The organism is Streptomyces sp. NPDC007162 (assembly GCF_040634175.1).
In the GTDB taxonomy this organism is placed as follows: domain Bacteria; phylum Actinomycetota; class Actinomycetes; order Streptomycetales; family Streptomycetaceae; genus Streptomyces.
The window spans coordinates 1-6,251 of record NZ_JBEYFC010000515.1 but is presented as its reverse complement, the minus strand read 5'-3'; the positions used below and the strand labels follow the sequence as shown (position 1 = coordinate 6,251).

At 71.1% G+C, this 6,251-nt stretch carries 5 protein-coding genes and 1 pseudogene; 4 read left to right on the top strand and 2 right to left on the bottom strand.

Features of this window, described 5'->3' with window-relative positions:
* Positions 1-175 precede the first annotated feature (175 nt).
* The gene (locus tag ABZ646_RS37780) at positions 176-1,282 is read right to left on the bottom strand and encodes a winged helix DNA-binding domain-containing protein (RefSeq protein ID WP_360529580.1); all 1,107 of its coding nucleotides are present in this window, start codon (positions 1,280-1,282) and stop codon (positions 176-178) included.
* 162 nt (positions 1,283-1,444) lie between these two features.
* Here ABZ646_RS37780 and ABZ646_RS37775 point away from each other — a divergent pair, with 162 nt between their 5' ends.
* The 4 genes and pseudogenes from ABZ646_RS37775 to ABZ646_RS37760 all read left to right on the top strand — a co-directional run.
* Positions 1,445-2,617: a magnesium and cobalt transport protein CorA gene (locus ABZ646_RS37775; RefSeq protein WP_360529577.1), complete on the top strand. Its 1,173-nt coding sequence runs from the start codon at positions 1,445-1,447 to the stop codon at positions 2,615-2,617.
* A 909-nt stretch (positions 2,618-3,526) separates the two neighbouring features.
* Positions 3,527-4,045, top strand: a complete 519-nt coding sequence (locus ABZ646_RS37770; RefSeq protein WP_360529574.1) for a hypothetical protein — start codon at positions 3,527-3,529, stop codon at positions 4,043-4,045.
* A gap of 98 nt (positions 4,046-4,143) precedes the next feature.
* A complete protein-coding gene (locus tag ABZ646_RS37765; RefSeq protein ID WP_360529571.1) occupies positions 4,144-4,986 on the top strand; it encodes a DUF4097 family beta strand repeat-containing protein in 843 nt (280 codons plus the stop codon).
* A 72-nt stretch (positions 4,987-5,058) separates the two neighbouring features.
* Positions 5,059-5,388, top strand: a pseudogene (locus tag ABZ646_RS37760) (ABC transporter); the annotation flags it as partial.
* 1 nt (position 5,389) lies between these two features.
* Here ABZ646_RS37760 and ABZ646_RS37755 read toward each other — a convergent pair.
* Positions 5,390-6,251: ATP-binding protein (locus ABZ646_RS37755; protein WP_360529568.1), on the bottom strand; the 862-nt coding region annotated here is incomplete at its 5' end.

Here is a 6,251-nt window from a genome sequence, read left to right as displayed (position 1 = left end):
CCTGTACGTCAACGTGCCCATCGCGATCCTCGCCGTCACCGGCGCACTCGCGCTGCTGCGCGACCGGCCCGGCCGCACCGGCGCCCGCCTCGACGGCCCCAGAAGTCTCCTGAGCATCCCTCAGGTGAGTGACCGGGGGGCGTTGCGGGCTACCACGAGCAGCCCGCAGCGCCCCCTATCCACGGACGACCGTCCCGAACCGGATGTCGTACGAGCTACCGGGGTGCATGGCGGCCAGCATCCGCTCCGCCTCCTCGGTGACGTCGGCGCGCTCGGCCCGGCTCAGGCGGCCGAAGGTCTCGATGACCAGGGCGGTGCCCTCCTCCAACTGCCACACCCCCGCCAGAAGACCGTCCACGAGCAGGGTGCGGAAGGCCTGGTTGCCCCGCCAGGCCCGGCCCCGGTACTCGGACGGGACGACACGGGTGCGGTCGGCATGGGCGAGCAGGAGGGTGTCGAACTCGGGGAGGAAACGCGGCGGGGCGGGGATTCCGGGGTCGGGGCGGGGCGCGTCGGGCAGGTCGAAGAGTTCCGCTCCGTGCTCGTCCCGGAAGGTGAGGAGCCGGGGGCGCAGCCGTTCGAACGCGGCACGGAGCCGGGTCAGCCCGGCCCAGGTCTGCATGTCCTTGACGGAGGCGGGGCCGAAGGCGGCGAGGTAGCGCAGGACCGTGGCGTCGGGGGCGGGCGTCGGTTCGGCCGGGCGGCCCAGCCAGTGCTCGGCAGTGGTGAGGGCGACCTGCCCGCTGTGCCCCCACACTCCGCGCGGGGTGACCTGGACGAGCGGCAGCCGGCACCGCGCGGCGACGGCGAGGGACCGCGGATCGGCGTGGGGCCACTCGGCGCTCAGGGCCGTACGCAGCTCGGCCATGGTGCGCGGTTCGGCCTCCACCAGTTCCCGGGCGAGCACGGCGAGGCGGTCCAGGTCCACGCCGGCCAGGCCCGCGCGGAAGTGGGTCAGCTCCCGGTCGCGGGCCGCCTGGACGAGCGGCCGCAGGGTGAGGGCGTCGTCGGCGGTGTGGGTGTGGAGGGTCGACCGCAGGGTGACGATCCGGACCACCTCCCGGTCGGCCATGGGCTCGGCGAGCCGCGCGGGGACGAAGCCGTGGAGACGGGCGGCGAGGGCGTAGTACGGCGGCTTGACGTTCTGCGCCTGGAGCCCGACGAGGTGCGCCACGGCCTCCTGCGCCGACCGCGTCGAGCGGCGCAGCAGGAGCTGGCGGTCGAGGGTGGCGCGGTTGAGGGCGCGGGCACCGAGGACCGGGCCGGACGGCTTCTTCGTCATAGGGGCACGCTAGCGGCGGAGTAGGACAGCACCTGTCCGCATCGCTCGCCGTACCGTCGTCACCCTTCCTTGACCGCCCCCGCTCCCCCGCGTACGCCCCGTATATCCTGCACCGAGACTCACTGATCACGCCGATACAGGCTCCACCGAGAGGCGGCCGTGATGTCCGAGCGACGCCCGAGTCCGGTCTCGAAGAACTCCGGGAACGGCAGGAACGGCCGGAGCGCCAGGAGGTCCGTCTGGCGACGCGCGCTGCCGCCGGAGCCGGACACGGCCGAGCAGCCGCGGCCGGGGTCCGCGGCGCCCGGTGAGCAGCCGAGCGTCGTGGAGGCGGCGCTGTACCGGGACGGCGTGCGTGTGTCCACCCCGGCGACCCTCGCGCAGACGTACCGCGAACTGCGCGAGCACCCCGCGGGCATGGCGTGGATCGGCCTGGCCCGCCCGACCTCCGACGAACTCCTCTCCCTGGCGGCCGAGTTCGGGCTGCACCCGCTGGCGGTGGAGGACGCGATGGAGGCACACCAGCGGCCGAAGCTGGAACGGTACGGCGCCACCCTGTTCGTCGTCCTGCGTGCGGCCCGCTACCTGGACGCGCCGGAGGAGGTCGACTTCGCCGAGCTGCACGTCTTCGTCGGCCCGGACTTCGTGATCACGGTCCGCCATGGCGCGGCCCCCGACCTCTCCGCGGTCCGCCGCCGCATGGAGGACTCCCCCGACCTCCTCAAGCTCGGCCCGGAGGCGGTTCTCTACGCCATACTCGACGCGGTGGTCGACGGCTACGCCCCGGTCGTCGCGGGCGTACAGAACGACATCGACGAGATCGAGACGGAGGTCTTCCGAGGCGACCCGGAAGTCTCCCGCCGTATCTACGAACTCTCGCGCGAGACGGTCGAGTTCCAGCGCGCCACCCGCCCCCTCGTGGGCATGCTGCACGGCCTGATGGCGGGCTTCACGAAGTACGAGACCGACGAGGAACTCCAGCGCTACCTGCGGGACGTGGCCGACCACGTCACCCACACCAGCGAACGCGTCGACGGCTTCCGCACAGCCCTCACGGAGATCCTCACGGTCAACGCGACCCTGGTCACCCAACAGCAGAACGCGGAGATGCGCGCACTGGCAGAGGCGGGCTTCGAACAGAACGAGGAGATCAAGAAGATCTCCTCCTGGGCGGCGATTCTGTTCGCGCCGACGCTGGTCGGGACGATCTACGGGATGAACTTCCGGAAGATGCCGGAGTTGCACTGGGTGTGGGGGTACCCCTTTGCAATCGTCCTGATGGCGATCGTATGCACCAGTTTGTACTTCATTTTTAAGCGGAAGGACTGGCTCTGAGTAACTGATCACCCAGAGCCTGCGTCAGGGCGTCATGGGGGCGTCCGCGACCGCTTGAAGCCCCGCCCAGGGCCGCTGGGGAGAATCTGGGGAGAATGAAACCCGCACCGCTTCGGCTGGCGCTCCCCAACCTCAGACCCGCCGGCCCCGACCCAGGCTTCCTCACTGTCGCGACAGGTGCTCGTTCAACATGGAGAGTAACCAGTACCGGGATCGAGGGGTCGTCAGGGAAAGGCAGGTCGCCGTACACGACTTCGACGAGTTCGGTGTGCCGGAGCGTGCCGATCGCCGGTGGCGACATCGCATGACCGAACACTGGGTGTGTTGCGCGCTGGCATATCAGAGCCGCGGGATCGACCTGCTGCTGACAGGACAGCCACCGCTGGACGGGATCGCGGTCTGCCTGGTCGACGCCGCCGACGGAGTCCCGCGCGACCGACTCGCCGTACGTGACGCCGGCCGATGGGATGCTGCCGCTGTCGATCCCTTCCTCGGCTGGGCCGCCTGGCACCGCTGGACAGGATGGACCGCCGACGATCCACGACGGGGCACCCACCTGCTCTCCGCCCCCGGTGGTCGGTGTCGGTGCAGGAGGCGGTGCGGTCCTTGACGGTCGGGGCCGGGAGCTTGTCCCCCCAGCCAAGACCGAAGGACTCCTTGCCCTTGGTCACCCGCGACGCCCGAGGCACGCACGGCATCACATGGCACCGAATGACGCCTACTGGCACCACATGGCACTATCTTGGCGCCGTTTCTGCACTCGGCGCCGCGCGAACATGCATGGCGCCACCACTACCCAAAGGCCCCACCACCGCGTTTGCACAGTTCAGAGCGGGGAAGCGAGGGACGACCCACCCGTGACGCCACTGGGGCTTGCGAATGGCACCATCATGGTGCCACTATGTGGCCATGGACCTCACCCCGTATGTCGACACCCTCCGCCGTGAACTCGCGGTGGCCGCCGAAGCCGGCGGGGACGATGCCCGTGAGCTGGCCGAGCGGCTGACGGCTCCACTGGAGTCGGCGACCCGGCTGACCATGCTCAACGTGCTCTCCGCCGCGATGGACGAGATCACCCGCGAACTCGCCCCCGGCTCGGTCGACGTACGGCTGCGCGGGCTCGACCCCGACTTCGTGGTGACACTGCCGCCGACCCGTGGCGGCTATGCGGAAGCGGGCGACGCGCCCGTCGAACCGATCAGGGCGCCGGTGCCCGCCGAAGGTGACGAGGGCGGCACCGCTCGGGTCAACCTGCGCCTGCCGGCCCCTCTCAAGGCGCGGGCCGAGGAGGCCGCGAGCCGCGAGGGGCTGTCGGTCAACGCGTGGCTGGTGCGGGCCGTATCGGCCGCGGTCGAGGGCGGCACGCAGCCGCGAACACCGCAGCGGACCCGCACCGTCGGACAGAGCTTCAAGGGCTGGGTGCGCTAGCAGCGCCCGCCCCGAACAGCACGTCGCATCGCACCACTTCACCCACACCACGTTCCACCTGCAGGGACGACCCAAGCACTCAAGAGGACGGGACAGCCATGCCTTCTTTCGACACACCCGAACCCATTTCGGTCACCGCCCACGTGAGCGCCGGCTCCATCCTCTTCACTGCGGGCGACCGGCTCGACACCGTGGTTCACGCGCGGCCCCGCGACCCGAAGCGGGACAAGGATGTGCGGGCCGCCGAGCAGACCGAGGTCTCCTACGCGAGCGGTGTGCTGACCGTCCGGACGAAGGAGCGGCGCATGCTCGGGCCCAGCGGAGTCGTCGACGTGACGGTCGAACTGCCCACCGGGTCGCACATCGACATGACGGGCCCCTGGGCCCAGGTGCTCGGTGAGGGCCGGCTCGGCGAGGTCCGGGTCAAGACCTCGGTCGGCGACGTCCGGCTCGACACGACCGGCCCGCTGAACCTGGCCCTGTCGCACGGTTCGATCGTCGTGGACCGGGTCGAGGGGGCGGCCGAGATCACCACCAGCTCCGGCAACGTGCGCGTCGGCCTCGTCGATGGCCCCGCCGTCCTGAAGAACTCGAACGGCACCACGACCGTCGGCACGGTGACCGGCGAGTTGCGGGTGAGCGGGACCAACGGCGCGATCGACATCACGCGCGCCGGGGCATCGGTCACCGGCACCGCGACCAACGGCTCCCTCCGGGTCGCCGAAGTCGCTCGCGGCGAGATCCAGTTGGAGACCTCCAACGGCTCCATCGAAATCGGCATCCACGAAGGCACTGCCGCCTGGCTCGACGTCAGCTCCAACCGCGGGCAGGTGCGCAACACGCTCGCCGATTCCGAGGCCCCGGAGCAGACCGAGGAGACCGTCACCGTCCGGGCACGGACCAACTGGGGCAACATCGACGTCAGCCGCTCCCGTCTCTGACCACCCGCCCGCCAACTCACTCGCTCCCCCGGTCACTTCACCGAACGGGAGGATTCCCTGGGCATATCTGTCATGCCCACACCCAGTCGGTCGGCGATCCGCAGTCGCCCGCCGCCGTCTCCGCCGTCGGTCTGCGCAAGTCGTACGGCGACAAGACCGTTCTCGACGGCATCGACATGTACATCGCCTCCGGGTCCGTGTTCGCGCTTCTCGGACGGGGTACGCGCCGCGCTCGGGGTCACCGGCCAGTTCTCCGACCTGCACCACCCGCCCCGCGCGGAGGGCCGGCGGGTGGTCGCCGGGCTCCGGGAGCGCTTCGACCTCACCGAGGCCGCGAAGAAGCCCGCCGCCACCTACTCCGGCGGCATGAAGCGCCGCCTCGACATCGCCATGCCCCTGGTTCTCAGGAGGTCGCCGGCGCCGGCAGGCCCGGCTGCTCGGGCCGCTCGCGCTCCGGTGCCGTCGGCACCGCCAGCACCATGGTGAGGCCGCCACCCGGGGTGTCCTCCGCGTGGAGCGTTCCGTCGATGGCCTCGGCGAAGCCCCGGGCCACGGCAAGACCGAGGCCGACGCCGACGCCCCGGGGCGAGTCGCCGTACCGCTGGAAGGGTTCGAAGATGCGTTCCTTGGCCTCGTCCGGGACACCGGGTCCGCGGTCCACGACCCGTACCTCGACCCGGTCGGCCAGAGCGCTCGCGGCGACCAGGACCTTCTCCCCCGGCGGGCTGTACTTGACGGCGTTCTCGACGACGTTGGCGACGGCCCGCTCCAGCAGTCCCCGGTCCACGTACACCATGGGCAGCGTCTCGGGGATGTCCAGCTCCACGCCGTCCTCGGGCACTCCGCCCAGCGCCATGGGCACCACCTCGTCCAGGTCGGTCTCCCGGACGATGGGGCTGACGGTGCCGGTCTGCAGGCGGGACATGTCGAGGAGGTTGCCGACGAGGTGGTCCAGGCGGTCGGCGCCCTCCTCTATGGCCTCCAGCAGCTCCGCCCGGTCCTGTTCGGACCACTGGACGTCGTCGGAGCGCAGCGAGGACACCGCGGCCTTGATCCCGGCGAGCGGGGTGCGCAGATCATGGCTGACGGCCGCGAGCAGCGCGGTGCGGATCCGGTTGCCCTCGGCCAGTTCCTTGGCCCGGTCGGCCTCGCGCTGCAGGCGCTGGCGGTCCAGGACGACGGCGGCCTGCGCGGCGAACGCGGCCAGCACCCGGCGGTCGGAAGCGGGCAGCACCCGGCCGCGCAGGGACAGGGCCATGTGGTCA